A 26,456-nucleotide genomic window follows, 5' to 3' on the forward strand; every position below is an offset into this window, starting at 1 on the left:
GGTAATGAGTTTTTAATATTATGAAAAGCCGAATCTACATTGAGGCCTTCGACTGTGTGACGAGCACGGGTGCTAATCCAGAATTATTCTGGAGCGCGCTTGATCAGAATATTTCTGGAGTCAATCGTACAAACGTAGACGCCTGGCCAGATCGTTTTCAGAAATTCTGGAGTGATCAAAATCATTCGCCCATTTCATGTACGATTAAAAATCATTTAACGAATGCAACTGAGACACTTTCTACTTTTTTAAGTAAGAGTGCGCTAAAGACATTAAACGATGTGAACCCAAATTCTAAAATGGGAATTATCTTTTCTAGCACTAAGGGTGCGATTGAAGATTTCGTCTGGGAAGAAAACCTTTCAAATGATATTGACCCTCTTAATATCGTGCTTGTTGAAACAATAAAAAAATTACCAGCATTCACATGGACACTTAAACAAGTGGTCAGCAACTCATGTGCTTCTTCGCACGCTTCGATAGCACTTGCGCAGAAGTGGATTGAAGCTGGGGCCTGCGATAAAGTTTTAATTATTGCCGGTGATTTAATCGGACCTTTCATTCACAGTGGTTTTCAAACTCTGAAAGCACTTAGTGGAGAAATGGCCAGACCCTTTCAAGACGAACGTGATGGATTAGTTTTAGGTGAGGCGATGACCGCGATTCTTTTATCAAATAAAGAATCAGAGTTTGAGTTACTAGATTGCCAGATTTTTAATGAGGCCCATACCGTGACAGGAGCTTCTCCTGAAGGTCGTGGACTCCTTGAGTGTATCAAACGTTTAAGAATTGAAAATCCTTCTCCTGACTTTGCTATCGCTCATGGAACAGCTACCCAATTAAATGATCAGATTGAAGATCTGGTTTTATCAAAAACTCAAAAGTTATTTGATCGTCCTTTTTATATCACTGGTACAAAGTGGTCCGTAGGACACACTCTTGGTGCTAGTGGATCAGTGGATCTCATTGCAGCGATGATGAGTCTTCGTCATCAAAGAGTTTTTTCTTTGAATGCCAAAGCTGGTGTGGTGAACACTCAGTGCCTGGCGCAGAATTATATGAGTGATAAATCTCAACCCGCCAAACTTGAATCAGCTTTGATTACATCGCTAGGTTTTGGTGGAACGAACGGTGCCTTAATTGTTAAAAGGCACGGTGTATGAGTTTAAATATTTCTTACCAGTTTAATGATATCACCTTAGATAAAACCATTACACCAATATGGGCAGAACAAATTAAGCGCTGGAGTCAGCTGGATGAGGCCTCTTTTGTTTTAGCAGAAGCTGTTTCAAAGAATATGGATTTCTTCGGGGAAGGTTTTGATCAGTTGGTTGTTGTTTCTACTCAAGGATCTCTTCATACCGATCGCCTGTTCGTGAATGATGTAAAGATCTCACCATCAAATTTTGTTCACACACTACCAAACGTGCGATCAATCGTGTTTTCAGTTCTGACTAAATGGGAAGGACCGCTATTTTGTCTTTCACAGGGAACTCATTCTCTTGTTTCATTTTTAAATGAAGCTAGGCTGGTTCATCAGGATCAAAAAACGTTAGTGATCAGTTTAAATAAATTAAATAATATCCATCAGTGTGACTTTTACCTGGTTGGAAAAAATTGTAAGAACTCTCAGTACACTTTTACAAGTGCCGACCAAATCGAAAGTGATTTCACTTTTAGGTCGAAGCTGATGAGCTTAAGGAAGATGAATTAATGAAATACGTAATCGGCGCAAAACATATTAGCTTTGCAGACGTGCTCAAAATGCACCATGAAGAAGAAATTGATTTCGATCAAGAACTTATCGAGAGAGTGAATAAGTCTCACGAAAACTTTAAGCGCCATTTCGCTAAAGAAATTCCGATCTATGGAGTGACGACTGGTTTCGGTGACAGCTGCCACCGCTCTGTTCGAAATGAAGACTCGGAAATCCTGCAAGACAACCTTGTGTCTTATCTGATGATGGGAACAGGAAAGAATTTATCTAAAGACGTTGGTGCTTCAATGCTACTTTTTAGAATCATCTCACTTTCACGTGGGTATTCTGGAGTTTCAATTGAACTGCTTAACAAAATGAAAGAGCTCTACAATAAAAAAATCTTCCCAGTGATTCCAAGAGAAGGATCTTTAGGAGCAAGTGGAGATTTAATCCCACTAGCGTACATTGCCAACAATGTTCGTGGCCAGGGAAGAGTTTATTATAAAAATGAAGAATGTGACCTTGAAACTTTAGTGGCCAGTGGAGTGTACACACCTCATAAGCTGCTACCGAAAGAAGGTCTGGCCATGGTTAATGGTACGACAAGTATGACGGCACTAAGCTTTCACAACTTCCAGCTGGGAACTTATCTAAACGAACTAGCGATGCTTTGCTCGGGATGGTTATGTTTAACAATCCATGGAAGAGTTGAGGCCTTCGGAACACTTGTTAACAACGAAGCTAAAAAGTTCGCAGGACAAAGTTTTGCTGCTGAAAAAATCACTGAAATTCTAACGAAAGAAAATTATACAGGTGTAAGCTACCACGCGATCAACAAAAACGCTGAAGATGGTCTTACAACTCACTTGGTTCAAGATCCATACTCACTAAGATGTGCTCCACAAGTTTTAGGCCCGGTGTCTGATACTCTAAGCATGATTGAGCAGTGGATTGAAATGGAAATCAACGGCGTTTCAGACAATCCTCTTTTTGATCAGGAAGACCGACTTGCTAACGGTGGAAACTTTTACGGTGGCTACCTTGCTCACTCAATGGATTATCTAAAAATCTGTATGGGAAATATTGCTGACCTAATGGACAGACAATTAACTCTTTTAATCAGTGAAAAAACCAATCGTGGGTTAACTCCCAACCTTGCGAACTGGGAAGGAATTGATATCGAAAAACGCCACCTGTCTCACGGACTAAAAGGCGTTCATCAAAACGTTTCAGCGATCACCTCTGACATCATGGCAAAGTGTATCCCCAATACAATTTTCAGCCGCTCTTCAGAGTCACATAACCAGGATAAGGTTTCTCTTGGTATGACGGCCGCAGTTCAAAGCAGCGAGCAGTTAGAAGTATTAGTGACAGTTTTTGCTTGTTACTTATGTTGTCTTGCTCAGGCCGTAGACCTGAGAAAAATAAAGCTTCAAGGTGAAGTCTCAAAAAGATACTACGACCTTGTTCGCTCACAAATCCCGTTTGTTGAAAAAGATATGAGATTAGATATTGGCATTATGAAATTAAGAGACAGATTGCTTGTTGAAGCAAAGGAGAGAGGACATGTCTTCGTATGATGTAATTGTTGTTGGTGGTGGCCCAGGTGGATGCACGACTGCAACTTATCTTGCTTTAAAAGGGCATAAAGTATTATTGATTGAAAAAGAAGTTTTCCCACGTTTTAAAATTGGTGAATCTCTTCTTCCATTTTCTATGGAAGTTATGAAGGAAACTGGTTTTTATGATGTGCTTTCGTCAGGAAAGTATATTCAAAAAAATGGCGCCTACTTTTTTGATTCAGTAACAAACGACAATATCTACTTCGATTTCGCCAATGGTGGAAAAGCAGAATTCCCTCATGCTTATGAAGTGATCCGCTCTGAATTTGATAAAGACCTTCTTGAGTACGCTCAGAAAAAAGGTGTAGAAGTCAGACAACCGGAAGAATTCGTCAACGCTGAATTCAGCGATACAGGCGTCATGGTAAAAACCAACAAAGGGATTTATCACTCGAAGTATATCGTTGATGGAAGTGGAAGAGCTTCGATTGTAACGAGCCCATTCCAAAAGAAAGTTAAAAACCCATTCTATATAAATAACTTTGCCGTTTTCGCTCACTTTGAAGGCGTTGACCGCAGTTACTTAAAAAGTGAAGGGGATATCTGTGTTGGTATCTTAAAAAATAAAGCATGGTCTTGGACTATTCCATTTAAAGGAAACACGACTTCAGTGGGAATCGTATCAACTCAGGAATTTGTAGTTGAAATGCAACAAAGTGAAGAGTTTTTCGACCAACGTGTAGCTGACAATCCATTTTTCCACCAGATTATGAAAAATGCGAAACGCACGTCACCTTTCATGATTCAATCAAACTTCTCATACGCTAACGAAAAATTTGTCGGCAACAGATGGGGAACAGTTGGGGATGCCATGAGCTTCCTTGATCCAGTATTCAGCTCTGGAGTTCACGTTTCATTGATGTCAGCAAAATACCTTTCAACAAATATCGACTTCGCTTTAAGAAACGGTGAAATCGGCCTTGATGATCCGGCCAACGTTCATAATTATGAAGAGCTGATGAAAATGGGTGTTGGAAGATTCCATAACCTTCTGCAGATTTTTTATGAAGGAGACTTCATTAATAAAATTAGAAATATCGAAGGCAAGGAGCACTCAATGGGTGCCATGATTGCAGCAGTATCAGGTGGAATGTGGCGTGACTCAAACTCGCTTATGAGATTTGGTATTCTATAAATGAAAAAAATAATTATCTGGCGAGGCCACCACGGAAAGGAGATCTTTGATTTAATTCAAAGCACTCTGAACTCGCCCGATAATTTACTTATTTTGTGCCCGCCTCGTATTGAAGCTCTGGAAGACTATTTTTCTTTTTTACCGGATGGGATGATTGAATTTAGAGGAGAGCTTTCAGATCGCTCGAGTCTCATCAATCAATCGAACGTAAACTATCCGGAAAACCCAAGCTTCGGTCTTTTTAGTTCAGGAACGACGGATGCCGGTGCAAAGTTGATTTTATATTCTAAGAAAAACTTAGAGTCAGCTTGCGATGGAATTTTTTCTTTCTTTAAAGATCTCAACATCACAAATGTATTTTCTTACCCTCAGCCCTATCATATTTTTGGTTTGTCACTAGGGTATATCGCTGCGGCCAGATTCGACTGGAAGCTAATCTATGAAGATGGGAGCTACTCAAGCGCTCATCATGAAAAATGGGTTCAGGCCGTAGAGACACAAGGTGCGAATCTTTTAACTCTGGGAACACCGACACACTTTTTAGATGCGATTACATACACTACTAATAATAGAATTTCTTTAAAACCAAGTAAGGCCTCGATTGCCGGTGGAGCAAAAGTGGAAGTCTCACTTTGGGACAAAATGCAAAGTGAACTTCGTATTACTAACCCAAGTGTTGGTTACGGTTGTTCAGAAGCAAGCCCAGGTGTCACTCATTTAACTCCAGGACTTCGTCCGGAAGAAGATGGCGACTTAGGATTTGTTTTACCCAATGGAAAGCTTCTAGAGACTCCAGAAGGTTTTGTGTATCGTGGAGACAATGTTTGTCTGGCGATTATTCAAAATAAAACGATCACGTTTCCAGCAGGACAATACTTATTGTCTGATACGCTGGCCTTAGATTCAAAAGGTCACTATCACTTTAAGAAAAGATCAGACCTGATTCTTAACCGCGGTGGAGAGAAATTCTCCCTGGAAGAAATCGAATCAGAAATCAAAAGAACTTTTCAAATCAACTGTGTCGCAATACCAGTTAAAGACCATAGACTCGGCGAAGAGTTAGGAATTGTTTTTGAAGGGGCACAAAACCTGGATAAAGATATTCACTACAAAGTAAGCGACGTTTTTAAGCGCAATTTTAAGATTGAATACTTTCTTGGTGTAGAGGCAATCCCCGTGAATGCTAACGCTAAATTCGACCGCAGGAAATGCTCAGAACTCATGATGGAGAGGTTAGGATGAACACAATGACTTCCACTCAAGACCTGGCAGGTTTTTTACCACACCAAGGCCATATGGTTTGGATTGACTACGTTGTTGAAGCAAATGAAACAGGTGGAACATGCCTGGTAATTGTTGATAAAAATAAATATTATTTTGGAGAAGAACAAGTCAGACAGTCATCGTTCATTGAATGGATGGCACAGGGATTTGGTTTTTCCAATGCACTAAAAGTAAAACAAGGTCTGGCACAAGGATCTGTGACTAATGCTTTTTTAGTAGGCTTTAATAATGTGAAGTTTGGTGACACTCTACCGCAAGAGGCAGAAGAGCTTTTGATCACGACGAACGCCACTAGATCCATCGGCCCCATTACTTATATTGAAGGAAAAGTTCAATCAAAGGTGAGTGGAGTGATCTATTGCGAAGCTCAGCTAAAATTATTCTCTAACTGATGAAGTAATACCTTTAAGCTTAAAATCAAGACCACGATTGTAGTTGTAAACAATTCTATCCAGAAGTTGTTTTCCAATATCATTTTTCATGTTCATGGTATTTTCTAAAACCACAACTCCCACTTTAGAGTTGTTATCAAAGCCCATAAAGCTTGTGTAGCCACTGATGATTCCATTGGCGTAAATCACTTCACGTCTTGATTTCGTAAGTGTTTCAATAAACCATCCAAGACCAACACTTCCTTCTGGAGTTTTAGTTCGTCTGGCATGGGCCACATCAAAATTCATCTGAACTGGTTCTTTGCTGATCCCCATATTCATTTTTAAAAAGTTAATTAAGTCAGGAGCAGTAGAGTAAAGACTTCCAGCTGCGCGCAGTCCTCTTTTAATTACCCAAGGCTCCATGTAACGGCCTGCTCTCATAAATGGCGGAGCATCCCCACTGTAACCTGAGGCCACGCGGGAAATTTGTTCAGGAGTTAAGTCAAACTTTGTGTCTTTTAAGTGCATAGGAGAAAGGATTTCTTTTTCCAATAAGGCTTCGTAATCTTTTCCGGGAACAGCATAGTTAAGAAGATTCCCCAGGAGAATATAACCAACATTAGAGTAGCGGTAACGTCCGCTATGAATGGTTCCGAAATCAAATTCATTAAAGAAGTCCCACATGTCTTTTTCATCGAAGGTCTTCCAGATATTTTCGCCTGTCCATAAAAAGCTCAGCGTGTTTCCAATCATCGTAAATGACTGGTGTTCTCCCGGAAGTCCAGAAGAGTGGCCAGAAAGGGATTCAAACGTTAAATCACCCAGGTTTTTAGTGACCGGATGAAATTTATCAGGGAATAGTTTTTTAATAGGATCTTTGATCGAAAAAACTTTTTGTTGATCAAGTCTCACCATGAGAGAGCTGGTAAAGATTTTTGTTACTGACCCAATCTGAAACAAAGTATCGGGAGTCATCGGCTCGTTTTTTTCAACGTCCTTATACCCATACGAGTAATAACTTTCACCTTCAGGAGTGACGACAGCAATGACGATTCCTTTAGCGTGATGGGTAATGAGTTGATCTTGGGCCAGGTTATCAATGACTGTTTTGATATCGCCGTTGTTGGCCAGGAGTTTTGCCGACTCTTCAGCGGTAAAAACTCCTGGTGAACTTGAACATGAAATAACAGAAAAGCAAATTGTTGCTAATAGAAAAATCTTTTTAAACATGGGGACTATTTTAGAACTAACTTCACATCCGAAGCAATAACTTTATCAGGCTGACCTGCGTTGTTAGAGTCATAAACGTTCTTAATTTTTACAAAATAATCACCTGTCGCAGCAAGAATTTCTTTGTTACCGCAGTAAACGTGGAATTCTTTGAAAGACTCAGCAGGCAACATGATGTATTGGTCGCTTACTTTACCGATTCCTCTGACAACACCAACAGTTTCTCCTCTTCCGCATGTGATTTCGTCTTTTCTAATAACAACAGACTTTCCAGTCGCGCTGTTACCATTAAGAGCTAAATCAAACCCTTTAGATTTAGTTTTGAAAAAAAGCACGTTCATTTTCGCAACATTTGGAACAGAAAATTCTTTCGTTTGAAGCGGAACGACCACGCTTGAGCACGATGCAGAAAGTAATAGGGCAAGTGATAGAGAAAACAGCTTTTTCATGACGACTCCTTAATTGATTCTAGGACAACTCATTTTCTTATAGTTCTCGTTAAATTTCTCATTCACTTTTATTCCACTGTCATACCACTCTGGAGATTGATCTTGAGTGTGACAGCCTAGGCACTTATTTTTGATATTAAATTCGATGTCTTTTTGCGCAAGCTTCTTCGTGTCTTTAGTAGGAGAGAGCTCTTCCACAGCGTGACAGCTTAAACACTGAACGTTGGCGAAGTTACTTTTAACTCCTGCTTTTTTATCCAGAGCAAACCATTGCACAGAAACTTTCTTAACGTCAGCAGGACTTGCTTTTCTTACTGATTCAACATGAGCACTGATTTTTTTGACTTCATCCCAGTATCCTTTCATCGGTTTGCCTTTGAAAGTCACCATGTTCTTTTGAGTTGTGTATCCACGAGGGTCATTGAGTCCAAGAGAGTGGCATCCGATACATGAAAGATTATTGGCCTCATTAACTTTTATTAGAGTCGTGTAAGCAATGGCGTGAGGAGTACCTTGCCAGAACTCAGCTTGTTTTTTATGAGACTCTAAATAGCTTGCAGCGGTCTTAAACTTCGTTACGTTGGCATTAACTGATTCGTGAAGAGTTTCACTCATTCCCATTTTAGCTTGCTCTTTAATCTGCAAGTCATTCATCTTTGCTTTATGGTCGTCAATGAAAGCTCTCAGCGGATTCGGCTCGATATTTCTTTCCAGTTCATCGCGAACTTCGTGCAGCTCATAAGTATCAGTTTGTTTCTTAGAGTTTAAATCAATCTTGATATCACCGATGTAATGATTTTTAGAAAGTGTCTGAACCATTTTTACATTCCCTTCGTCTTTTGAGTAACGAAGGAAGCTTTGTGAGTGAGCACCGATAATCCAGTCAATAAAAGGAAATTGTTTTGCCAGTTGCTCATCCGGATCAATTCCAGCGTGAGATAAAATAACTAAGCGGTGGTAGTCGTTCTTTTTGTCGTAACCAGCTTTTGTGATCTCTTCAATAATTCCAGGAAGAGCGTCTGCTGGTTTCGTAAAGTAATGAGCTGCCGGGCCATTGAAGGCTTCAGGATCAACTAAACCCACAAGAAAGATTTTTGTCTTGTTTCTATCAATGATGGCAAACTTTTTGTGCTTAAGAAGATTCTCATCACTTAAGTTCCCAATTAAGAATTCAAACTTTCTAGAGTTCGCTACACCCTGAAGAAACTGCACACCCATGGCAAAGTCCTGGTCTCCAGGAACGAAGTACTTAAGTCCAACCTGATCTAAACCAATCGCCAGGTTATTAGCTGCAAAAGTTAATGAGTCTTTCATTGAAACAGGAACAACTGATGACGGAAAAAAAGTATCTCCCGTATCAACATATAAAAGTTCACTGTCGTTTGAAATTTTTGCAAAAAGACCTGCCACTTGCGGAAGCCCACCTAAAGGAAAGTTCCTGCAACCACATGGATGAGTTTCACCACTGATATTGTGAGAAAAAAGTAATGAAAACTTCTTCTCCTGTGCGGCCTTGGGAACACTCGTTTTATCGATCTGATCGATAAAGTTTGAGCAAGAGGCAAGAGTCAACAACAGGGGAAGAATAAGTTTTTTCATAATGAATCTCTTTGAAGTAAATCTTTTACTTTCTTAGTTTGGCAGCTTCAGTTGCTTCTTTGCTTTTTGGAAAGCGAGAAATCAATTCATCGTAAGTCATGTTGGCCTCTTCTTTCGATTTAGTGGCCGTGAATGTCTTACCAAGGTTAAGTAGGGCAGCTGGAGCAAAAGATGAATTTGGATTGTCGCTGAACACTTTAGAGAAGTGCACTTTTGCAGCGTCATAGTTTTTAGCTTTAAGCTCGATCATTCCAAGATAGTGAGTCGCACCTTCACGGTTCTTCTTACTAGCTTTTTTGTTATCTGCGACTTCTTTAAAAATAGCTTTAGCGCTTTCTAAGTCTTTTGCCTTATAGGCCTTTAGTCCACCATCAAAAGTCGCAGGAGCATCATCAGCATCTAGTTCAACACTATCTGGATTTACTGCTTTTTTTTTTGAACTAGACGGAGCTGGTTTCTCAGAAAGTTTTGCAAGAGAGGCGATAACTTCTTCGATGTAACCACTTTGGTTGTTAACTTTTTCAGTTAACGCTTTTAAGTATTCAACTGATTTTTTATTAGCTTCTTCCAGAGCATTGATGCGCTCTGAGAGTTGTTGGTTTTCTTTTAATGTCTGAGCACGGTTGTGATTAGACTCTTCAACTTGACCTGTCAGCCTTTGCATTTGCTCTTCAATTGACTGAAAGCGTGAGTTACCAGAAGCTGCGGTCTTTTTTGTTTCTTGAATTTCTGAATTTAAGTTTTGAACAGTTTGTTCGCGACGAATGTCTTCCTGAGTTTTACAACCAGCAAAAGTTACTAAAAGAAGAGCACAAATAAAGATTTGAGAACGTTTCATGAAATACCTCGTCCAATGAGTCATAAAGAATTTAAAAAATATTACTTATAAATTTTCTAACGTCTTCTTTCTGATTGCAACATATTCCGCTCTTTCAGAGTATTTTTTGGATAGAAGTGCGTATTGTTGAGCTTTATTGAAGTACTTACGTTTGTATGAGGATTTGGCCTTTAGATAATAATACTCGGCCTTTCGGTAAAGCCCTGGAGCTTTGATATCTGCTTGAGCTTCTTTTGCGGCCATGAAGGCCGTCTGTGCCATGGACATTTCAAGTTTCGGGCGTGTGGTCGTTAAACCACACGCTGAAACAAATAGAACTATGAAAATAAGAAAAATTTTATTTTTCAAAACTGCCTTTCGCTAACTATTTTTCAGTTACTACGAAGTTACCTCTACGGTTTTTTGACCAAGACTCTTCATCGTGTCCGAAAGATACTGGTTTTTCTTTACCAAGAGAAATGATCGAAAGTCTGCTAGAAGCGATACCTTGAGTTAGTAAATAATCTTTTACAGATTTCGCTCTTTTTTCTCCAAGTGCAAGGTTGAATTGAACACTTCCGCGCTCATCACAGTGACCTTCTACTTGAACTTTTACAGATGCATTCTTCTTTAAGAATTCTGCGTTAGCATTAAGTGTATCACGAGTTGATCCAGTGATAGCAGCTGAGCTGTAATCGAAATAAACAGTTTGTAATGCACCAGCACGGTTTGAATCAGAGTCACCGTTAAGTTCTAGCGCTACACCACCAGCATTATTTCCATTATCCAAAGTAGTTGAGTCAACATTAACGTTGTCTCCGCCATCAGTTTTTTTCTTGTTACTAGCACAAGAAGTAAGCGTTAAAGTCGCAGCAAGGATAGTTAAAATAAGTACCGATCTAAGTTTCATGAATAAGCTCCTTTATAGTTGAAAAACGCACAAGATTAATTCAAAAGATTTCCAAATGGTTCTAAAGACAGCTATGATTATGCCTACTTTACTGTATGAAAGGAAGAAAAAAATGGTCGGGTTTCGCGTTTCTGTCGTTACGTTCGTCTTTTGTTGTGCGCTCTTTTCTCCAATGGGATTTGCAAAAAGCGTTAATCTGAAAACCATAAAAGTGAATTTGCCTACCGATTTTGGGACGCTACAAACAGAGATTCATTTTGACGATAGAGATCTAGATGTCGCAATGAAAGTGAAGAAGATCGTCGAGCAAGACTTGATCAAAGTAATCAACTACTTCAAGTATGTTCCTAGAAATACAGTTCATTTTAACGTTGATCCTTACTTGCGTCTGACAAATGGTAACGCGACACCTTTCCCGACTAATACCATCAATCTTTATAATTTCCCTGCAAGCAACAGCGATCACCTCATTATCATGCAAGACTGGTTAAGAGGATTAGTGTTTCACGAGTTCACTCACATCACTCATCTAGATCAAACAAGAGGCTATCTCGAAGTGGGCCGCCAGATTTTCGGATCAATCGCCAAAATCCCGGCCGGCATTACACCACGCTGGTTCACTGAAGGGATTGCTGTTTGGAGTGAATCACATCTTATAGATGGTGGACGTCTTAACAATCCATTATTCAGAAAAGAGTTACTCATCCAATTTTTACGTAAAGAGTACTGCGAGACAATCGACTGTCTTGATGAGCCTGGAGTTTATCCTGGTGGACAACTTGCTTACTGGGCCGGATCTCATTTCATTGAATATGTTGAAAATAAAAAACCAGGTGCTGTTAAATGCTTAGTGCATGATAACGCTGGAAATGTTCCGTTCTTCTTAAATCAATCTTTCAAACTTTGTACTGGGAACAATGCTCAGGCCATGTTTACTGAATTCCGCGAAAACTTCATTAAGGATCAGCCGGTAGAAACGGCGGAGAGTGAAGCGTGGGGAGACAAGATCAGCAATGCTTTTGGGAGTGATGATCTTCAAAAAGGAATTTACTTAGATGGAAATACACTTTTTAAAGTAGAAAAAGAAAGACTAAGCGAAGCTCTCGTTAGTTATGACTTAAAAGAAAACGTTAATATGATGATTGCCAAGTATCAGTATCCCATTGCTGATATCTCAGGAATCACAACTGTTCCCAACGCTGATATTGAACAAACGGACCAAGGGAAATTCCTGATCGTCTCTTTCAATGAAGACCCACGCTACAGAACTCAAAACCGCGTGTGGAAATTAATCAATACAGAAACTCTTTTAATCGAAGCGACACTGCCATTTAAGAATGACCCTTCATATGTCATCGGTCTTGGAAACAACCGCTACCTGACTGCAAGTTTCATTAACAACAAATGGATTATTGAAAAACAAAGAATCGATATGGGCGCAAAGTCTGTAAGTGATTCAGAAGTTGTTCGTTACTTTGGTTTTGATGTGAACCTGACTTACTTTAAAAAAGAAGGTCAGAAGATTTATATCAAACTCAATAGAGGAGACCTGGGGAATGCACTTTATGTAAGTGATCTGACGCTAGAGAATTTCTATAAGATCTATGAATCAAAAAACTATTTTGATTTCCCGGCCATCAATGAAAATTTCGTTGTGGTAAGAGATCTTAAAGAATTAAAGCTTATCGAAATCAGCGAAGACATGAAGAAGATGACAACGAGTGATATCGCTAAAGGTGTGATGGATCGAGTGACTTTTTCGGAAATCACGACTGATAGAATTTTGGTTTTAGACACTCGTTTGAAAACAAAAGAGATGGGTCTTCCTGAAATCATGGCCTACTTAAAAAGGAATGTGGGGAAGCCGGTAACCAGCAATATAATTACTGCTAACTTTCAAGATGTTGTGGCACCAGATACTTTAGCGAATACGGATGCTGAAAATTTTCCACAATTTCGTCATATGCTGCCTCACTACTGGTTCTTTGCAACAGGATCAAATGAAAATATTTCAAGCTTCGGAGCGATGACAACGTTTTCAGATCCAATGAATTTGAATGTTTTAAATGCGACAGCATTAATTTATCCAAGTGAAAGCAAAGTTGGTGGTAATTTAGATTTTCTTCATAAGTTTTCAAGCGTGAGTGATCTGTGGACAGCGAATGCATTTTTTAATAAAGAATACTCAAAAACAGACTTCAATGAAAAGATCAGCGAAAAGACCGAAGCCTCTATTGGAACTCAATATGCATTTTTACTAAAGCGCTGGACTGTTATGCCAGGTGTTTACCTGGGAACAACAAAAACCAACGACTTCATCTCTAATAGAACAGTCGATACTGTCGGAGTAAGTACAGTTGTTACTTATGGTGCTGAAAGCTTCGATGACTTTTTCCAAAGCTTAACTCTGCAAACAAAGTTTCAACAAGACAATCCGGACGTAGGAGACAGTTTCCTTAATACTCAAACAAGAATTGCAGCAGAAGGAAGATTCCATGAACGTTTAGTAGGAGGAATCAAATCTTCGTACGGAAAACTTGTGAAATCAGGTTTTGCAGGCGGAGTTTTATACGGTGGTGGAAGTTCAGACATCTCTAATACACGCTGGCACGAATTCTACGGAATCCCATACAGCAACGCTTATGGAAATGAGATATTCACTTTCAGAGCTTATATTGATTGGAACTTCTGGTACATTTACCGCGGTAGTGGATTCGCCCCATTCTTCTTAAAAGAGGCCCACTTATTATTAGGCCGCGAGTTAATGAGTGCAGACCGCATCTGGCTTGGAGGAAAAAGATATGACAACAAAACCGTTCACTCGTTCTTCGTAGGCCCGGTATTAAAGACAAATCTTTTCTACTACGTACCAACAGATATCGAATTCATCTTCTCGACAATCAAGCGCCCAACAGGCAACGGAAGTGTGAATCAGTTTGAAGTGAATATTAAAGCAAACGTTTTCTAGAATGGATCTCTCGTATACTTCCAAAGATTATCTTTGATAATATTCGGAACGAAAAAAGACAGTACGCCCGCAATTCTTCTAATGCGGGCGAAACTTTTCATCCCCCACGGATAGTGCGAAAGCAGAATCGTCTGGTCTAAGACCTCAAAGAAATAATCCATAATTAAAGCAAGAATAATCAGGTCATCGAGTAACCCAATAACTGGAATCCAGTCTGGGATGATATCGATTGGGGAAATGAGTAGGGCAACCATAGCGACAAGGACCTTCTTGTCTCTTGATGGAATGCGCTCATCATTAGCTGTTTCTGTTAAAAAGTTTTTAAGTTTTACAAAGAAGTTTTTCATGAGCGCTATATTAGCAATTTATTAATCAACAAAGAAGCAATTACTTGCACGAACTAAATGCCCGCGAGATTCAACCCACTGAAGCCCGTCATCACCACGACCGTGCTTAATTTCGATACTTCCACAAACCTTAGTGAAAGATTGTGGGGGAACGTAAACACCAGCATGGCTTTTGTTTGCGATCACTTCGTAGTCTTCGTTAGTCCCACGAGAGCTTGTAATGTCGATATTGCAACGGATCCCACGAGAGTATGGATTCGTTAAAGAGGCATCATAATAAGCAGTCGCACGTCTTGAAACCAGGCGGTCATCAACGCGAGTGATGTTAATTGAAACTCCGTTATATCTTAGATACTCAGATTGCTTTGGAGACATCATTCCATGGCCGTAATCTTCAGCATGAAGGTTCATTGCCCCAGTTAAAACTAAAATAGACGCGAGTAGCATTTTTTTCATAATTCCTCCGAATAAAGATCCTCGAATTTTTATAACGAAGGCGGGGAATCAAGCAACGATTAATAAGTTTAGCGCTGCGTAGATTAAGATAATACAGCTTCTTAACGCATACATGTTGTCATAGCTACTCGAGCGTGTTTACACTTAAAACATGAAAAATCATCTTAAAGCTACATCGACACTGTTTTTCCTAGGCCCTATCCTCGCAACAATCATGGGATTAATAGCTGTTCGCTATTTCGACATTCCATCGAATGTATTTTTTACGAATGCCATTGGTATCATCGTCGGAATCCCATTAGCGATGTTGATCATCTTTAAGTGGAAAAAAAGAATTAAGAAAGAACTCTTAATCGCAGCGTTCTCATGTATCGCTCTATTGGCGATTTGTTTTTTCTTCCCTGGCATCAACATGGTTTACCGTTGGATCCAACTAGGCGCAGTTGATATCAACGTTTCAATGATTGTTCTGCCTTTAATTTTATATTGTATCAATCAACTCCTTCGCGAGAGTTTTGTTACTTACGCTCTAATCATTCTATGTATCACAGGATTGATTCTTTCTATGCAACCAGACGCAGGTCAGGTGAGTGCATTCGGAGTCGCATCTCTCGTTTTATTTTTCATGAACAATGTTAAGTGGAGTATCAAGCTAGCTGCTGTTTTAGTCATCGCTCTAATTGGATTCTTAGGATGGAACAGAGTTGATTTACTTGAACCCGTTGATCAGGTTCAAGACGTTCTGGTTATGATTTACGACTTCGGACCTATTGGATACTTTGGTCTGTTTATCGTTTTAGCTGCTGCTTTTTACCCATTCGCTTGGTTTGCAGTTAAGGGTGAACGTACACTTTCAGTCGCTTTTATTTTGTACTTAATTGTTCAACTAATCGTAACTGAATTTGGAAATTATCCTGTTCCTTTACTAGGAGCGGGCGGTTCTGCCATTATCGGTTGGTATTTGATGTTGGGTCTTGCACCTAAAAACAAACATATCTAACTGAAACTTGTTCCTACTAGATTTATTTCATTTATCGGTGATAATGGAGATTCCACAGTACTGTTAATGTGAGGATATCTTCATGGCCGTGTATCTGATTTTTACGTTACCCGACGGGGAAGAGACAAAAGTTCATTTATCATCATCACTTATTGTAGGCCGAGCTGAAACCTGTGACGTCGTATTACGTGAATCTGGTGTCAGTTCAAACCACTGCAGCTTTGTTATCGATAAAGACGGAAAAGTGCAGGTACAGGATTTAAAGTCTTCTAACGGTACGTTTAAGAACGGCAATCCCATCAAAAAAACTTTTCTTCAAGTAAATGACATACTGAAAATCTACAAAGTAAAAGTGTCGATTGACGGGCGCAAGCTCAATCAGGAAGAACGCGATAGTATTGGTTTTACCAAAATCGTCGACGTTGACATGGAGCTCACTCTTCCGGGCCTAAGTGTTACAAAAACTAAGAAGCCTACTTAGTTAGATTTCTCACATCATCTATGCTACACTGATCTATCTCTAAATGGGGGTGCACCGGTTTCGACAGGGGGTACTGAAATTTGGTGGGCGTGTCCAGGTTGATCGGCATGGTCCTGGTAAAAAGTCGATCAAAAATTAAATGCTGAATCTAACGATTTTTCATACGCGATGGCTGCTTAATTAATTAAGCCCGTCTGTTGAGGTGGTTACGACCGATAAAAAAAATGTGACACCCCTTGTGCTAGTGAAGATTAAACATTAGCTGGAGAGTCGCCGGGAAGACTCCATAAAAAATCGCCGGGGTTGTTGGTGTACAAACCATCTAGTCTTCGCTCTGAGACCATAATTCAGAGATACACACGTAGTCCGCTTTATAGATGTCCTTTTGGACAAGGGTTCGATTCCCTTCACCTCCACCAAATTAAAGAATGAAGGAGCCACCGGAAGGTGGTTTTTTTATTTTTATCAATAAAAAATACTCCATTTCTAAATTTATCTAATTTTTTCAAGGAAGCCGAATATAAATCTAAGTTTTGTAATTTAAAATCTAGAGAAGTTATAATAGTTGAACTATTTGCTCCTGTTATTTTTTGATTCGCCCTTTTTTATTTTGAAATAAAATATTGCAGAGTGGTGGTCATTCTTGCCCCAGCCAATCTCGAATTCATGTATGAGATAATAAATAGGTAAAACTCGAGGATACTCTATGCAATCTTATTTCAAATATGTGAAAGGAATTAATGAAGTTTATGCAGAAGATGATTCTACAAATGAATTGTCCTACAGGTTGTTGCTTCATGATTTACTAAAAAAAATTACAACTAATTTAAATGCAAATATAAAAATCATTCATGAAGGCAAGTCTATCAAGAAAGCTGGTAAGCCTGATTTCTTTTTAAAGGATAAAAAAACTCTTTTAAACTTAAGCTTTATTGAAACAAAAGGAATATTTTCTAAAGAAATTGAAGAGCAGCATCATCAAATCGGTAGATATGTTCAAAATTTAGATATTGTTTGTACTACAGATTATTGTAACTTTAATCTTTTTATAAAAGGGAAAAAAGTAAAAGAAGTTGCATTGCTGTTGAAAAAAAAGAATCAATTTTTTTTAGATGAACAAAAAGTGCAATCTTTCGAAGAATTAATTTCGAAGTTGCTACAGCATTCGTATCAAAAAGAAGTAAGTTCACATGGTCTTGCTTTGTACTTAGCTTCTAAAGCGAAATTGATAAAGTCAACTCTAGAAGATTTGATTGATAGTCGAAAGCCTGAATCCCAAAAAATAATAATAGCTTTCAATTATTATCAAAAATCATTAAAGCCAGATTCAACAATTAATGAGTTTGTAAGTAATTACGTTCAGTGTTTGATATATGGATTATTCGTAGCAAAGATTGAGAACTCTACAGTAGAGATTAAAAAAGAAAATATAACTAATCTTTTATCTTCTAAGCAAGGCATTTTGAAAACCTTGTTTGGATTTTTGAATGAAGAGGAGTGTCTTGGCGAGCAAGTAAATTGGATATTGGACGATGTTGCAGCTTATTTGAATATTATTGATATCGATGCGATAAAAAAAGAATTTGATTATAATAATTGGAAAGAAGATCCAGTTATACATTTTTATGAAACCTTTATTAAGTACTATGATCCTAACGAAAAAACGGAGAAAGGTATTTTTTATACTCCTGACCCAGTGGTTTCGTATATTGTTGAGTCTGTAGATTTAATACTACGAAATCCTGCAACATTTAATAAAAAAACAGGTCTCGCTTCTAGCGGTGTTACTCTCTTGGATCCAGCAGCTGGAACAAGTACTTTCTTAGTTAAGTCTTTAAAAAAAGCATATTCTAATATGATGGATGAATCTTATCAGGGAAAAGCAAAAAAAGATTTAACGGAAAGTGTGTTGCCTAATTTTTTTGGAATGGAAATTTCATTAGCTCCCTACGTAATTTCGCATTTAAAATTATCGAAAATGTTAGAAGATTTTACTATTGAAAATAGTCAGGATAAGCATTTAAATTTATTTCTTACAAACACCTTGTCTATGAAAGAAGGTGAAAGTGGTGAGCTTGAATTTATGAAAGAGCTTGCAAAGGAAAATCATCGAGCAAATAGAGTAAAAAAAGAGCAGCCAATATTAGTAATTATAGGAAACCCTCCTTACTCTGCTTCTATTTCAAATTCTAAGTCGAAATTTATGGATAATTTAATCAAAGACTATAGGAAATTAAATACAAAAATAGAGAAAAATTCAAAAGCGCTTTCTAATGATTATGTGAAATTTATTAGATGGGGGGAATGGAAATTAGCTCAAAGTAGTAATTATGGAATTTTAGGTTTTATCACTTCAAATTCCTACCTAGATGGTGTAACGCATACCGGAATGAGGAAGCACTTGATGGCGAATTTTGATGAAATTTATATTCTTAATTTGCATGGAGACAATAGGCTTCCCAAATTAAACGGTGAAGAAAAAGATGAAAATGTTTTTGATATTAAAGAAGGTGTTTCTATTATATTTGGATTAAAAACTAGCTCAAATACCGCTAAGGCAGCAAAGGTATACTATCATGAAATTATTGGATCAAGATCACGTAAATATTTACATCTTCTTAATAAGAACATCGTAACAGATGAGTATGAGGAAATGAAGCCGTCTGCGCCATATTTCTTATTCAAACCCCAGTCTAATATATTAAGTATTGTCGAGGGAATGTCATTAGATTCAATCTTTATAAGTAAATATCAAGGTGTGAAAACACATCGAGATCATTTTGTTGTATCACACGATAAAGAAAACTTACTCAATAGACTACATATTGCGTCTTCAAAAAGAAAAACAGTTGATGAGATTTGTGAAGAGTTAGAATTAGAATCATCTGAAACTTGGTGCTCTAATGAGGCAATTATAAGATTGAAAAAAGATGGGTATTCAGAAGAAATCGTTCATTCATACGGCTATCGTCCATTTTTTAATTCTTTTATATATAATGACTCAAATTTAATTGATCGTCCAAGGAAAGAAATGCAAGATGACGTTCAAGTTAAGAATAATAGATTCTTGATCGTAGGTCGTTCAGGGAAAAATATTTCTGGTTCTTGGAATTTGGTTTTTTCTGCAGAAACTTTGGTTGATACTAATTTCTTCTACAGAGGTGGGGCGTACTGTTTTCCTGTATATAGTTCAAATGCTGACAAGCCACTTCTAGATACATATGAATCTAATATAAATATAGAGTTTATTAAAGATGTAAGAAAAAAATATGGATTGAATCAAATTAACGATATGGATGTATATTTTTACATTTTAGGTCTTTTAAATGATGAAAATTATATCGAAGAAAATAAAGAGCAACTTAATATTGATTTTCCTATTATCCCCATTAAATCCAAGAATAAATTTCTTCTTTATAGAGAATACGGTGAACTTATCGATGAATTATTTCTTAAAGGTATAGATCCAAAAGAAGTGGGGTTATCGTTAAAGATCTGTGGGAAAAATTTAAAGGTCGAAGAATTTAAATATATGGATTCAAAGCTGTATTTTAATGAAAAATCGTACATTGAAGGTTTATCAAGTGACCATTTAAATTTTACTCAAGGTGGTTATCCGATTATTGAAAAATTTTTCAAAGATCTGAAAAAGCAAGAACTAAGTCTAGATAAAAAATTTTTGAATGGCCTTGAAAGAGCTGTGGCATCGAAAGAGTTATTAATGGAAATTAAAGATGACTTAAAAGCGGATATATTAATTCTAGAAGAGTCTGCTCAAACTTCAAATTTAATACAGGAAAAATTATTGAAAAGATTGAATAAGCTAGAGAATAAAATAAAACTTAAAATTAGTTAGCGAGTAACTTTAAATGCTTTCGAGAGAGAGGGAGCTGAACTTTTTGAATAAGTTTTCCCTCACTTTGAGGAGTTTTAATTAGCACAAGAGTTTTGCGCTTTTTGAATTTTCTATACTTTAGATATTCAGCTAGTTTCATATTATTGTTTTAATCATTCCCTGCATGCATAGTAAAGTATTATAACAACTATGGTCTTAATGAGTTTGCATATGAAAACTAACGAGATTTGGCTTGCGTCAAGTTGTTGAGAAAACTATTGAAATAGGGGCTAATACACTTTTCTGGGTGCGGTGATACAAGATAAGTGTGTTGGAGTCGCCAGGAAGGCTCCATAAAGAATCGCCGGGGTTGTTGGTGTACAAACCATCTAGTCTTCGCTCTGAGACCATAATTCAGAGATACACACGTAGTCCGCTTTATAGATGTCCTTTTGGACGAGGGGTCGATTCCCTTCACCTCCACCATGGTGGGTATCTTCCCAAAATTATTCAGGAATTTTTTTAGAAAAAATGGTGCGTGCCAAATATGTGTCACGACTTATTTTATGATTCATAAAAATCGTAATCGTTTGAGTCGTAATCATCTTGATTGGAATAGAAGACACCTGTACGAGAGTTTCTTTGGCCATTAGCACTCTGTTCGAGATTCGCATCAATGTCTTCATTAAGATTTTTCGCAAAATCTGTACAAAAAATTGAAGAGTCATAAAAATTAAACTCTGGATAAGCATCAAAAAGTGTAGCTTTTAATCCAATACTCAAAGAGTATACCTGCAGGTTGCGAAGATTCATTTCTTTAAGATTTAACCTTTCCACAATTGGTTCATGAAATCCAAATCCCATTATGAAAAGATAGTTGGAGCGACGTATGATATTTCTTGCTTGCTCATAGTGTTCGTTATCATCATGAATGTCAGCCAATGAATTAATGCCGGTAGCGTGCTTGTGAAGAGCGTGGCCATCGAGGTTATAATCGCCATATGGTAAAGAATGACTTTCTTGTATTTCAAATTGTAAGGGTGGTAATCTCCCATGCAAGTGGAGAATCTTAGGCTTGTGACTTATTCCTCTGTTTAAAGAAAATTCATGAATAAAGTGTTGGAGAGATCGATCATAATTCAAGGTGATAAACGTAACATTACTTAATTTATGAATTAAACCTTCTTTTTGGATTGTAAGAAAAAAAGGCATGTACCAATGTTTATTACTAAAGAAAGTATCATTATTGCTAAGATCTTCGTGAGCTAAAATACATCTTAGAATCGCCATTTTTCCAAGTACTGCATATTTTGTAAAACTGTTAATTAATTCATCAATCGTAGAGTAGCCCCCACGAATTAATCTTGTTCTAAATTCTAAGCAGTCTTCCTTGGTAAAGCCAACTGCTTCAAAGTTTTTAATTATATTTTCGTTGAGCATATAATCAGCTACATTATCTCTTAGTTGTGTGTCAGTAGGAAAGCCGGCACTAACGCTGGAGCCAGCTCCCAGTAAAAAAGTAATTTTTTTATCTTCCCTTAGAAGATCTAAAAAAGATGTCATAGAAACTCCTTTAAAAGTTTGTGCTTAAGTTCCAATATATTTCTCTAGTCACTGAATAACTAGAAAGGTGTGATGAAGCTGTATTGGTTAAAATTTATCTAATTCGAGATAGTCATAAACATTTGTAGGTAATCTAAATTGAACTGTAATGAAGTCCTCCTTGAATTGTGAGTCTAGATATTCTCCAATAGCGATAATAGGGGATTGAGGGCAGTCAATATGCTTTTCGATACTGATGCTATTAAGTGAAAAGTTGAGTGTACAACTTTCTATTTCTAATTTACCCTGATTTCTTAATTCGGGTCTTATTGCTGGATTCATAGGTATATAGACACTTACTATTGAGAATTTTTTAAGCTCTTCAACTTTTTGTCCACCAGGATAGTCATCAAATATATCTGCATGGCCAGTATAGAAATATGTAATATATGGAAATGCATTCTCATTTAAATGTTTAAATGTCTCAGCAACACTAAGATAAGAAAATGAAGTAGGTTTTTGAAAGAACCGAACACTAGATTTATCATCACTTATAAATGAGACCAATACCGCTGTTTGATACATTTTTGGAACGTTTATGATTTCCTTACTGTGAAAACGGAATTTGACATTAAAAGCAACTCTGAAATCTCCTACCTTCGATTTATATTTCTTAAAACCTTTATCAAGTAATGAGCTTTTCTTTTCTAGAATTTCAAGTTGAGCGTTGAGTTCTTGTGTTGTACTTTTAAGTATTAGTTCATTTTCTTTTCTTAGGAGTACTTCCTTTTGAAGATGAGTAATAATTTCGTTATTTTTAGAAATCATTTTTTGATTATCATATTCAGTTTTAGGGAACAGATAAATATTTACAAAAGCAATCAATAGACCGATCAACATTAGGAGATATTTTACTCTGTTTTTCTCAAAGCTATAGTTGCTTCTAAAATCGATATAGATGAGAACGAAAGAAATGATAGTAGTACTCAATATCCAATATAAATTTGGATTTTTAATGAAATCTTTCATGGATACCTTTAAGTTAGAGAAGTAGAGGCGTTTCCGCTCAAAATTCTTTCATGTTCGATATTGTTCATTCTTCTACATACTTTTCATACTCATTTAGATTGGTCAAATAATCATTAATCGCAGTGGAATATTTTTCCATGTAACTATTTATTTCTAAGTGGTTATAATTATCTCATATGCACCTAGCGATTAGGATGATTCCAAGGGGCTGGGATTCCCAGTTTCCGTAATGAACTTTTACTTTTCCTTGCGAAATCTTTGAATTTACTCTTTCCCTTCGGTAAAGAGCAAACCCAAAGATATCGCCGGCTATTACAGTAGGTGTGTATGCTTGATCGTTTAAGGGCGCCTAAGAGCGCCCTTTTTAAATCAGTAATCGAATTAAAAACATGTATCGCTGCTGATGGCGTGTTGACTCCTCAGTTAGAGCCGCTCATTTTTTTTGTGTGTGGTGCAAGTCGTTTTTGTTCTATTAGTAAAAAGAATGTTCCTTCCTTTAGAAGAGAAGATTTAATTAATTTTCTAGAAACTAATTTTAAAAATACACATCCTTTCTTGGCTGAAAAAGTTTTTGAAAAATTACAGGAAAAGCAAAAAAGAAAGAATATTTACGATTTAGAGAAAGAGTTATTTGAGTTGTCGGACTTTGTTATTATTGTACTTGAAAGCAATAGCTCATTCTGTGAGCTTGGGGCATTTTCACACCGAATAGAATTAAGAAAAAAACTTATAGTCATTAACGATAAAAAATTCATTGATTCCAAGTCATTTATAAATACAGGGCCACTTGATCTTATAATGGACGAGGATAGAGATGAGGAGAGGGTTCTTTGGTATAAAATGAGCAATACTGATTATGCTGCTGACAGTATTGGCGACACTTATGAAGATCTAGAAAAGTTGGTTAATGGTATTAAGGGAAAAAATAGACAAAAAATTATCTTGAACCATGCATCGATGTCGAAAAGACAAATGCTATTCTTATGTGACTTAATTACTCTTTGTGGTCCAATTCGAAATAAAGAAATAATTGAAATTTTGAAAATTGTTTTTGGAAATCATGACTTCATTAATTTTACAACGATGCTGGCCTTGTTGGAAACTGTAGGCTTAATAAGCTACGACGAAAAAGAATTATACTACTCTAAGGTAGAAAATCTATTCTTTGAGTATAGGGGATTAAAAATTGCGAGTTTTAAATCTGCCTTTAGATTAAACGCACTACGAGAATTAAGACTATGATAAAAAGCCATATTCTTGAATTAATGATGAAAGACCTATCCTTAACGGAAGCCGATATAAATCAAATTATTTATAAAAATAAAATTTACAGAAGATTTCTTATAAAAAAACGATCTGGTGGATTTAGGTTAATCCATAGTGCGTCTCCGGAAGCAAAAATGATTCAAGTTTGGCTTGCAAGAAGATTTTTTGCCCGATTGGATAAAAGTAGTCATGCATTTGCATTTCGAAAGAATTGTTCAGTTATAAAAAATGCAAATTCACATAAAGATAATTTATATTTACTTAAGTATGATGTTAAAGATTTTTTTCCATCCATAACATACTCTCATTTTATGAAATTCTTAAATTATAATAAGTCTATTTACTCGAAAGAGGAGCAAGATGATTTTAAAATGCTAGAGTATTTGGTTAAAAGTTTTTGCTTTCTTAAAGAAAGAACGCTGCCTCAAGGTTTTTGTAGTTCTCCAATTATTTCTAATTCATTCATGGGGTATTTTGACATACAAATTGAAAATGCTTTAAAGCAAATATCTCCAGATTGTACTTTCACTCGCTATGCAGATGATATCTCTATTTCATTTAACACTTTGTCCAAGAGAAAAGAAATCAATGACTTTATTGTCAATTTCTTTTCTAGTACGTCATGTCCATTTAAGTTAAATCAGGATAAAACGCGCTTTGGTAAACGTAAGTCTGGCTCCATGTTTGTCAATGGTATTAAAATTTGTGAAAATGGTCGCCTTACAATTCATAGGGATTATAAAGATAAAATCAGAAGATTGTTTTATTCGTATGGTAAAAAAAAATTACCTAATTCCGAAAAGTTAGCCCTCTTAGGGCATTTATATTATCTACGTTCAGTAGATCCATTCTATTTTAATAAGCTATTTAAGAAAAACCTCATACTAATTAAAGAGTTAAGAACGGAAATTTCTGATCTTAAAAAGAATAGTAAGCAAATTATTTCTGCTAGTTAAAACAATAAATATAAGAGATCAATTTCATAATAAATCTCTTAACAAAAAATATGAATGAATAAAAATTGTTCTTCATGAGTATGATGTTCTTCTGCTAGAGCACACAGCACCTGCTCTAGCAAGTTCCGAGTTCACTGTTGTCCTTGCTGAGCGCTATAATGACGAAGTACTTCATGGCCAGAATAGTAATTTATTAGATAATGCTGCTAGAAAGATATTTAAGACTTGTGGTGATCTGCATGTTGCATGCAAAAAGAAACTTAAGATGTAAAAGAAAAGAGAGAAAGGTTCCATCACACTTTTCTGGTCGCACGAGTAAGGTAATTTGAAAATATTCCAAGAAGGCGATACACCTAAAATAAATTTTAAGATTCATCAAGAAGATTTTTTTGATCATAAATTAGAAATTGAGAATTTAACGTACAGGATACAGTCGGGCGCAGATATTACTTACCGCGAGGAACTTTCAAACAACTTAAGATTGATCTGTTAGCGATAAAAAAGAAATGCAGAATAAAACTAAAACGGATTCAATATAGATGAAATATAACTTAAAAATAAATATATTTAAAAAGAAGAGTAAAGCAAAGCAAGTCGAATTTATGAGAAACTGGTTTAGTGAAAGGTTTGAAGATCCTGCGCATGGAACTCCATATGACTCTTCCGAAGGGGGTTACCAGTGGATATATGGTGGCCCGTACGATGCTGAGGAAATATTAGATGGTAACTTTGCTGAGTTTGCGAAAAAGGGTGCAATCGAAGAATTAAGTGAGGAACTAAGTTATGAATGCTCTCATTGGACCAGGACGCGTTATTACGATGATGAGCTTTATCCCGACGAAGAAGATTGGGCATTTGATTTAGTATTTGAAGATTTTCAAATTATAGATAGAGCTAAGGCGAGTTTATCTTCTATAGAGAAGCTTTTGGGAAAAAGAAAGTTAGCATATGAAGAAAAAAAATTTAATGAAATGATGACTTTTAGTTTCTGCATCACGATTATGGAAACTTATCTTTCAGATATTTTTTTAAGAGTTATTTTAAAGAATGTAGACTTGAAGAAAAAATACTTGCAAAACGATAAGATTCTTTCAAAAACAAATATTTCTCTTGGGGAATTATTCGATAAATATGACAAAGTAGATGCAATTATGCGTGATCGAATTCACAATACTTCATTTCATAACTTAGCCACAGTTAAAGCCATTTTTAATACGGTGCTGGGAATAGATATAGGAGATATTTCAGTATTATCTAAATATGTTGAAAAAAGGCATGATTTCGTACATCGCGGTGGAAAGTCCAAAGAAGGACAACCGGTAAGCACGAGTGAAAAAGAAATTAAGGAACTTGTTCGACTTGTTCGACGTTGTTGCCTAGATCTGGACAGTAAAATCATTAACAAAAAACTTATCAAGGTTTCCGAGAACGAAATTGAATAGATAATACTCATATTG

The 26,456-nt window shown here is 36.7% G+C and carries 23 protein-coding genes and 1 other RNA gene; 14 read left to right on the top strand and 10 right to left on the bottom strand.

Going from position 1 to position 26,456, the window contains the following annotated elements; translation table 11 throughout:
• Nucleotides 1-20 precede the first annotated feature (20 nt).
• Genes SHI21_RS13265 through SHI21_RS13290 form a run of 6 tightly spaced genes read left to right on the top strand, consistent with a single transcriptional unit; the run spans nucleotide 21 to nucleotide 6,132 of the window.
• The gene (locus SHI21_RS13265) at nucleotides 21-1,163 is read left to right on the top strand and encodes a beta-ketoacyl synthase N-terminal-like domain-containing protein (protein WP_323577084.1); all 1,143 of its coding nucleotides are present in this window, start codon (nucleotides 21-23) and stop codon (nucleotides 1,161-1,163) included.
• Nucleotides 1,160-1,714: a hypothetical protein gene (locus SHI21_RS13270; RefSeq protein ID WP_323577085.1), complete on the top strand. Its 555-nt coding sequence runs from the start codon at nucleotides 1,160-1,162 to the stop codon at nucleotides 1,712-1,714. The genes SHI21_RS13265 and SHI21_RS13270 overlap by 4 nt, the downstream gene beginning before the upstream one ends.
• On the top strand, nucleotides 1,714-3,279 hold the full coding sequence (locus SHI21_RS13275) for an HAL/PAL/TAL family ammonia-lyase (protein ID WP_323577086.1): 1,566 nt from the start codon (nucleotides 1,714-1,716) through the stop codon (nucleotides 3,277-3,279). Before SHI21_RS13270 ends, SHI21_RS13275 begins: the two co-directional genes overlap by 1 nt.
• The gene (locus SHI21_RS13280) at nucleotides 3,266-4,456 is read left to right on the top strand and encodes an NAD(P)/FAD-dependent oxidoreductase (protein ID WP_323577088.1); all 1,191 of its coding nucleotides are present in this window, start codon (nucleotides 3,266-3,268) and stop codon (nucleotides 4,454-4,456) included. Before SHI21_RS13275 ends, SHI21_RS13280 begins: the two co-directional genes overlap by 14 nt.
• The gene (locus SHI21_RS13285) at nucleotides 4,457-5,698 is read left to right on the top strand and encodes a class I adenylate-forming enzyme family protein (RefSeq protein ID WP_323577089.1); all 1,242 of its coding nucleotides are present in this window, start codon (nucleotides 4,457-4,459) and stop codon (nucleotides 5,696-5,698) included.
• Complete coding sequence (locus tag SHI21_RS13290) at nucleotides 5,695-6,132, top strand: hypothetical protein (RefSeq protein ID WP_323577090.1); 438 nt, start codon at nucleotides 5,695-5,697, stop codon at nucleotides 6,130-6,132. Before SHI21_RS13285 ends, SHI21_RS13290 begins: the two co-directional genes overlap by 4 nt.
• On the opposite strand, the gene SHI21_RS13295 is transcribed toward SHI21_RS13290, so the two are convergent.
• From SHI21_RS13295 to pal, 6 genes are read right to left on the bottom strand one after another with little or no spacing between them, the layout of a single operon-like run.
• The gene (locus SHI21_RS13295) at nucleotides 6,118-7,344 is read right to left on the bottom strand and encodes a serine hydrolase domain-containing protein (protein WP_323577091.1); all 1,227 of its coding nucleotides are present in this window, start codon (nucleotides 7,342-7,344) and stop codon (nucleotides 6,118-6,120) included. The two genes, SHI21_RS13290 and SHI21_RS13295, sit on opposite strands and share 15 nt — an antisense overlap.
• Before the next feature lie 5 nt (nucleotides 7,345-7,349).
• A complete protein-coding gene (locus tag SHI21_RS13300) occupies nucleotides 7,350-7,793 on the bottom strand; it encodes a hypothetical protein (protein WP_323577092.1) in 444 nt (147 codons plus the stop codon).
• A gap of 9 nt (nucleotides 7,794-7,802) precedes the next feature.
• A complete protein-coding gene (locus SHI21_RS13305) occupies nucleotides 7,803-9,392 on the bottom strand; it encodes a multiheme c-type cytochrome (protein ID WP_323577093.1) in 1,590 nt (529 codons plus the stop codon).
• 25 nt (nucleotides 9,393-9,417) lie between these two features.
• Nucleotides 9,418-10,230 carry a tetratricopeptide repeat protein gene (locus SHI21_RS13310; protein ID WP_323577095.1) on the bottom strand — a complete coding sequence of 271 codons (813 nt, stop codon included), beginning with the start codon at nucleotides 10,228-10,230 and terminating at the stop codon, nucleotides 9,418-9,420.
• Between the two features lie 45 nt (nucleotides 10,231-10,275).
• Nucleotides 10,276-10,578, bottom strand: coding sequence for a DUF4398 domain-containing protein (locus tag SHI21_RS13315; RefSeq protein ID WP_323577097.1), 303 nt, complete (start codon nucleotides 10,576-10,578; stop codon nucleotides 10,276-10,278).
• 16 nt (nucleotides 10,579-10,594) lie between these two features.
• Nucleotides 10,595-11,119: a peptidoglycan-associated lipoprotein Pal gene (pal, locus tag SHI21_RS13320; protein WP_323577099.1), complete on the bottom strand. Its 525-nt coding sequence runs from the start codon at nucleotides 11,117-11,119 to the stop codon at nucleotides 10,595-10,597.
• 112 nt (nucleotides 11,120-11,231) lie between these two features.
• On the opposite strand from pal, the gene SHI21_RS13325 reads away from it, so the two are divergent.
• The gene (locus tag SHI21_RS13325) at nucleotides 11,232-14,087 is read left to right on the top strand and encodes a hypothetical protein (protein WP_323577100.1); all 2,856 of its coding nucleotides are present in this window, start codon (nucleotides 11,232-11,234) and stop codon (nucleotides 14,085-14,087) included.
• Here SHI21_RS13325 and SHI21_RS13330 read toward each other — a convergent pair.
• Both SHI21_RS13330 and SHI21_RS13335 read right to left on the bottom strand, forming a co-directional pair.
• Entirely contained in the window at nucleotides 14,084-14,434 is a 351-nt protein-coding gene (locus SHI21_RS13330; protein WP_323577101.1) for a YkvA family protein, read from the bottom strand. The two genes, SHI21_RS13325 and SHI21_RS13330, sit on opposite strands and share 4 nt — an antisense overlap.
• A 21-nt stretch (nucleotides 14,435-14,455) precedes the next feature.
• A complete protein-coding gene (locus SHI21_RS13335) occupies nucleotides 14,456-14,890 on the bottom strand; it encodes a hypothetical protein (protein ID WP_323577103.1) in 435 nt (144 codons plus the stop codon).
• A 151-nt stretch (nucleotides 14,891-15,041) separates the two neighbouring features.
• Here SHI21_RS13335 and SHI21_RS13340 point away from each other — a divergent pair, with 151 nt between their 5' ends.
• The 4 genes from SHI21_RS13340 (at nucleotide 15,042) to SHI21_RS13355 (ending at nucleotide 20,227) form a co-directional block, all read left to right on the top strand.
• The gene (locus SHI21_RS13340) at nucleotides 15,042-15,890 is read left to right on the top strand and encodes a hypothetical protein (protein ID WP_323577104.1); all 849 of its coding nucleotides are present in this window, start codon (nucleotides 15,042-15,044) and stop codon (nucleotides 15,888-15,890) included.
• A gap of 82 nt (nucleotides 15,891-15,972) precedes the next feature.
• Nucleotides 15,973-16,371: an FHA domain-containing protein gene (locus SHI21_RS13345; RefSeq protein WP_323577105.1), complete on the top strand. Its 399-nt coding sequence runs from the start codon at nucleotides 15,973-15,975 to the stop codon at nucleotides 16,369-16,371.
• Nucleotides 16,372-16,416: 45 nt separating this feature from the next.
• Nucleotides 16,417-16,790, top strand: a transfer-messenger RNA (tmRNA) gene (gene ssrA, locus SHI21_RS13350).
• Nucleotides 16,791-17,077: 287 nt separating this feature from the next.
• Entirely contained in the window at nucleotides 17,078-20,227 is a 3,150-nt protein-coding gene (locus tag SHI21_RS13355; RefSeq protein WP_323577106.1) for a type ISP restriction/modification enzyme, read from the top strand.
• Nucleotides 20,228-20,770: 543 nt separating this feature from the next.
• Here the strand turns inward: SHI21_RS13355 and SHI21_RS13360 are convergent.
• Together SHI21_RS13360 and SHI21_RS13365 are read right to left on the bottom strand one after the other, a co-directional pair.
• A complete protein-coding gene (locus SHI21_RS13360; protein ID WP_323577108.1) occupies nucleotides 20,771-21,769 on the bottom strand; it encodes a hypothetical protein in 999 nt (332 codons plus the stop codon).
• Nucleotides 21,770-21,856: 87 nt separating this feature from the next.
• Nucleotides 21,857-22,648 carry a hypothetical protein gene (locus SHI21_RS13365; protein ID WP_323577109.1) on the bottom strand — a complete coding sequence of 264 codons (792 nt, stop codon included), beginning with the start codon at nucleotides 22,646-22,648 and terminating at the stop codon, nucleotides 21,857-21,859.
• A 456-nt stretch (nucleotides 22,649-23,104) separates the two neighbouring features.
• Between SHI21_RS13365 and SHI21_RS13370 the strand changes: the two genes are divergently transcribed.
• The 3 genes from SHI21_RS13370 to SHI21_RS13380 all read left to right on the top strand — a co-directional run bounded on the left by SHI21_RS13370 (nucleotide 23,105) and on the right by SHI21_RS13380 (nucleotide 26,441).
• A complete protein-coding gene (locus SHI21_RS13370) occupies nucleotides 23,105-24,019 on the top strand; it encodes a retron St85 family effector protein (RefSeq protein WP_323577111.1) in 915 nt (304 codons plus the stop codon).
• Nucleotides 24,016-24,999: a reverse transcriptase domain-containing protein gene (locus SHI21_RS13375; protein ID WP_323577113.1), complete on the top strand. Its 984-nt coding sequence runs from the start codon at nucleotides 24,016-24,018 to the stop codon at nucleotides 24,997-24,999. The genes SHI21_RS13370 and SHI21_RS13375 overlap by 4 nt, the downstream gene beginning before the upstream one ends.
• Nucleotides 25,000-25,538: 539 nt before the next feature.
• Nucleotides 25,539-26,441, top strand: coding sequence for a hypothetical protein (locus SHI21_RS13380; RefSeq protein WP_323577115.1), 903 nt, complete (start codon nucleotides 25,539-25,541; stop codon nucleotides 26,439-26,441).
• The last annotated feature ends 15 nt before the right edge of the window (nucleotides 26,442-26,456 follow it).

Source organism: Bacteriovorax sp. PP10 (genome assembly GCF_035013165.1).
Lineage (GTDB): Bacteria > Bdellovibrionota > Bacteriovoracia > Bacteriovoracales > Bacteriovoracaceae > Bacteriovorax > Bacteriovorax antarcticus.

Coding starts and splice junctions, on each gene's coding strand:
- SHI21_RS13380 (WP_323577115.1), top strand. CDS start 25,539: ATGAAATATAACTTAAAAATAAATATATTTAAAAAGAAGAGTAAAGCA.
- SHI21_RS13340 (WP_323577104.1), top strand. CDS start 15,042: ATGAAAAATCATCTTAAAGCTACATCGACACTGTTTTTCCTAGGCCCT.
- SHI21_RS13345 (WP_323577105.1), top strand. CDS start 15,973: ATGGCCGTGTATCTGATTTTTACGTTACCCGACGGGGAAGAGACAAAA.
- SHI21_RS13360 (WP_323577108.1), bottom strand. CDS start 21,769: ATGACATCTTTTTTAGATCTTCTAAGGGAAGATAAAAAAATTACTTTT.
- SHI21_RS13270 (WP_323577085.1), top strand. CDS start 1,160: ATGAGTTTAAATATTTCTTACCAGTTTAATGATATCACCTTAGATAAA.
- SHI21_RS13290 (WP_323577090.1), top strand. CDS start 5,695: ATGAACACAATGACTTCCACTCAAGACCTGGCAGGTTTTTTACCACAC.
- SHI21_RS13265 (WP_323577084.1), top strand. CDS start 21: ATGAAAAGCCGAATCTACATTGAGGCCTTCGACTGTGTGACGAGCACG.
- SHI21_RS13375 (WP_323577113.1), top strand. CDS start 24,016: ATGATAAAAAGCCATATTCTTGAATTAATGATGAAAGACCTATCCTTA.
- SHI21_RS13305 (WP_323577093.1), bottom strand. CDS start 9,392: ATGAAAAAACTTATTCTTCCCCTGTTGTTGACTCTTGCCTCTTGCTCA.
- SHI21_RS13330 (WP_323577101.1), bottom strand. CDS start 14,434: ATGAAAAACTTCTTTGTAAAACTTAAAAACTTTTTAACAGAAACAGCT.
- SHI21_RS13300 (WP_323577092.1), bottom strand. CDS start 7,793: ATGAAAAAGCTGTTTTCTCTATCACTTGCCCTATTACTTTCTGCATCG.
- pal (WP_323577099.1), bottom strand. CDS start 11,119: ATGAAACTTAGATCGGTACTTATTTTAACTATCCTTGCTGCGACTTTA.
- SHI21_RS13285 (WP_323577089.1), top strand. CDS start 4,457: ATGAAAAAAATAATTATCTGGCGAGGCCACCACGGAAAGGAGATCTTT.
- SHI21_RS13280 (WP_323577088.1), top strand. CDS start 3,266: ATGTCTTCGTATGATGTAATTGTTGTTGGTGGTGGCCCAGGTGGATGC.
- SHI21_RS13335 (WP_323577103.1), bottom strand. CDS start 14,890: ATGAAAAAAATGCTACTCGCGTCTATTTTAGTTTTAACTGGGGCAATG.
- SHI21_RS13275 (WP_323577086.1), top strand. CDS start 1,714: ATGAAATACGTAATCGGCGCAAAACATATTAGCTTTGCAGACGTGCTC.
- SHI21_RS13295 (WP_323577091.1), bottom strand. CDS start 7,344: ATGTTTAAAAAGATTTTTCTATTAGCAACAATTTGCTTTTCTGTTATT.
- SHI21_RS13365 (WP_323577109.1), bottom strand. CDS start 22,648: ATGTTGATCGGTCTATTGATTGCTTTTGTAAATATTTATCTGTTCCCT.
- SHI21_RS13310 (WP_323577095.1), bottom strand. CDS start 10,230: ATGAAACGTTCTCAAATCTTTATTTGTGCTCTTCTTTTAGTAACTTTT.
- SHI21_RS13355 (WP_323577106.1), top strand. CDS start 17,078: ATGCAATCTTATTTCAAATATGTGAAAGGAATTAATGAAGTTTATGCA.
- SHI21_RS13370 (WP_323577111.1), top strand. CDS start 23,105: ATGCTTGATCGTTTAAGGGCGCCTAAGAGCGCCCTTTTTAAATCAGTA.
- SHI21_RS13325 (WP_323577100.1), top strand. CDS start 11,232: ATGGTCGGGTTTCGCGTTTCTGTCGTTACGTTCGTCTTTTGTTGTGCG.